This window comes from Shigella sp. SIG6 (assembly GCF_053555815.1).
This window is the reverse complement of record NZ_JBQZXC010000231.1, coordinates 1-2,623: the sequence shown is the minus strand read 5'-3', so window position 1 is coordinate 2,623 and position 2,623 is coordinate 1. Positions and strand designations below refer to the sequence as shown.

Below are 2,623 nucleotides of genomic sequence, written 5' to 3'. Positions count from 1 at the left end.
GCTCACGGTTACATTCCGCCTGAAGAGTGGGATGAAGGTATTCCTGCTTTACTCCTGAATTATAATTTCACCGGTAACAGAGGTAATGGTAACGATAGCTATTTTTTTAGTGAGCTCAGCGGGATTAATATTGGCCCGTGGCGTTTACGCAACAATGGTTCCTGGAACTATTTTCGCGGAAATGGATATCATTCAGAACAGTGGAATAATATTGGCACCTGGGTACAGCGCGCCATTATTCCGCTGAAAAGTGAACTGGTAATGGGAGACGGCAATACAGGAAGTGATATTTTCGATGGTGTTGGATTTCGTGGTGTACGGCTTTATTCTTCCGATAATATGTATCCTGATAGCCAGCAAGGGTTTGCCCCAACGGTACATGGGATTGCCCGTACGGCGGCCCAGCTAACGATTCGGCAAAATGGTTTTATTATCTATCAAAGCTATGTTTCCCCCGGCGCTTTTGAAATTACAGATTTGCACCCGACATCTTCAAATGGCGATCTGGACGTCACCATCGACGAACGCGATGGCAATCAGCAGAATTACACTATTCCGTATTCAACAGTGCCAATTTTACAACGCGAAGGGCGTTTCAAATTTGACCTGACGGCGGGCGATTTTCGTAGCGGTAATAGTCAGCAATCATCACCTTTCTTTTTTCAGGGCACGGCACTCGGCGGTTTACCACAGGAATTTACTGCCTACGGCGGGACGCAATTATCTGCCAATTACACCGCCTTTTTATTAGGACTGGGGCGCAATCTCGGAAACTGGGGGGCAGTGTCGCTGGATGTGACCCATGCGCGCAGTCAGTTAGCCGACGACAGTCGTCATGAGGGGGATTCCATTCGCTTCCTCTATGCGAAATCGATGAACACCTTCGGCACCAATTTTCAGTTAATGGGTTACCGCTATTCGACACAAGGTTTTTATACCCTTGATGATGTTGCGTATCGTCGAATGGAGGGGTACGAATATGATTATGATTATGATTATGATTACGATTACGATTACGACGGTGAGCATCGGGATGAACCGATAATCGTGAATTACCACAATTTACGCTTTAGCCGTAAAGACCGTTTGCAGTTAAATATTTCACAATCACTTAATGACTTTGGCTCGCTTTATATCTCTGGTACCCATCAAAAATACTGGAATACTTCGGATTCAGATACCTGGTATCAGGTGGGGTATACCAGCAGCTGGGTTGGCATCAGTTATTCACTCTCATTTTCGTGGAATGAATCTGTAGGGATCCCCGATAACGAACGTATTGTCGGACTTAATGTTTCAGTGCCTTTCAATGTTCTGACCAAACGTCGCTACACCCGGGAAAATGCGCTCGACCGCGCTTATGCCTCCTTTAACGCCAACCGTAACAGCAACGGGCAAAATAGCTGGCTGGCAGGTGTAGGTGGGACCTTACTGGAAGGCCACAACCTGAGTTATCACGTAAGCCAGGGTGATACCTCGAATAATGGGTATACGGGCAGCGCCACGGCAAACTGGCAGGCCGCTTACGGTACGCTGGGGGTCGGGTATAACTACGACCGCGATCAACATGACGTTAACTGGCAGCTGTCTGGCGGTGTGGTCGGGCACGAAAATGGCATAACGCTGAGCCAGCCTTTAGGGGATACCAATGTTTTGATTAAAGCGCCTGGCGCAGGCGGTGTACGCATTGAAAATCAAACTGGCATTTTAACCGACTGGCGCGGCTATGCGGTGATGCCGTATGCCACGGTTTATCGGTATAACCGTATCGCGCTTGATACCAATACGATGGGGAATTCCATCGATGTTGAAAAAAATATTAGCAGCGTTGTGCCGACGCAAGGCGCGTTGGTTCGTGCCAATTTTGATACCCGCATAGGCGTGCGGGCGCTCATTACCGTTACCCAAGGCGGAAAACCGGTGCCGTTTGGATCACTGGTACGGGAAAACAGTACCGGAATAACCAGTATGGTGGGTGATGACGGGCAAGTTTATTTAAGTGGTGCGCCATTGTCTGGTGAATTACTGGTTCAGTGGGGAGACGGCGCGAACTCACGCTGCATTGCGCACTATGTATTGCCGAAGCAAAGCTTACAGCAAGCCGTCACTGTTATTTCGGCAGTTTGCACACATCCTGGCTCATAAAGGAAATTATCAATGAAGATAATCTGCAGATTATTATTGGCGATGGCATGTTTGTGTCTGGCAAACATATCCTGGGCTACTGTTTGTGCAAATAGTACTGGCGTAGCAGAAGATGAACACTATGATCTCTCAAATATCTTTAATAGCACCAATAACCAGCCAAGGCAGATTGTTGTTTTACCGGAAAAATCCGGCTGGGTAGGTGTCTCAGCAATTTGTCCACCCGGTACGCTGGTGAATTATACATACCGTAGTTATGTCACCAACTTTATTGTTCAGGAAACTATCGATAATTATAAATATATGCAATTAAATGATTATCTATTAGGTGCGATGAGTCTGGTTGATAGTGTGATGGATATTCAGTTCCCCCCGCAAAATTATATTCGGATGGGAACAGATCCTAACGTTTCGCAAAACCTTCCATTCGGGCTGATGGATTCTCGTTTAATATTTCGTTTAAAGGTTATTCGTCCCT

General features: G+C 46.7%; 1 protein-coding gene and 1 pseudogene. Both read left to right on the top strand.

Going from position 1 to position 2,623, the window contains the following annotated elements:
- A partial coding sequence (fimD, locus tag ACUU1M_RS19745) for an outer membrane usher protein FimD (RefSeq protein WP_449144764.1) occupies nucleotides 1-2,145 on the top strand: 2,145 nt, incomplete at its 5' end.
- Nucleotides 2,146-2,157: 12 nt separating this feature from the next.
- Nucleotides 2,158-2,623: pseudogene (gene fimH, locus ACUU1M_RS19740) on the top strand (type 1 fimbrin D-mannose specific adhesin FimH); the annotation flags it as partial.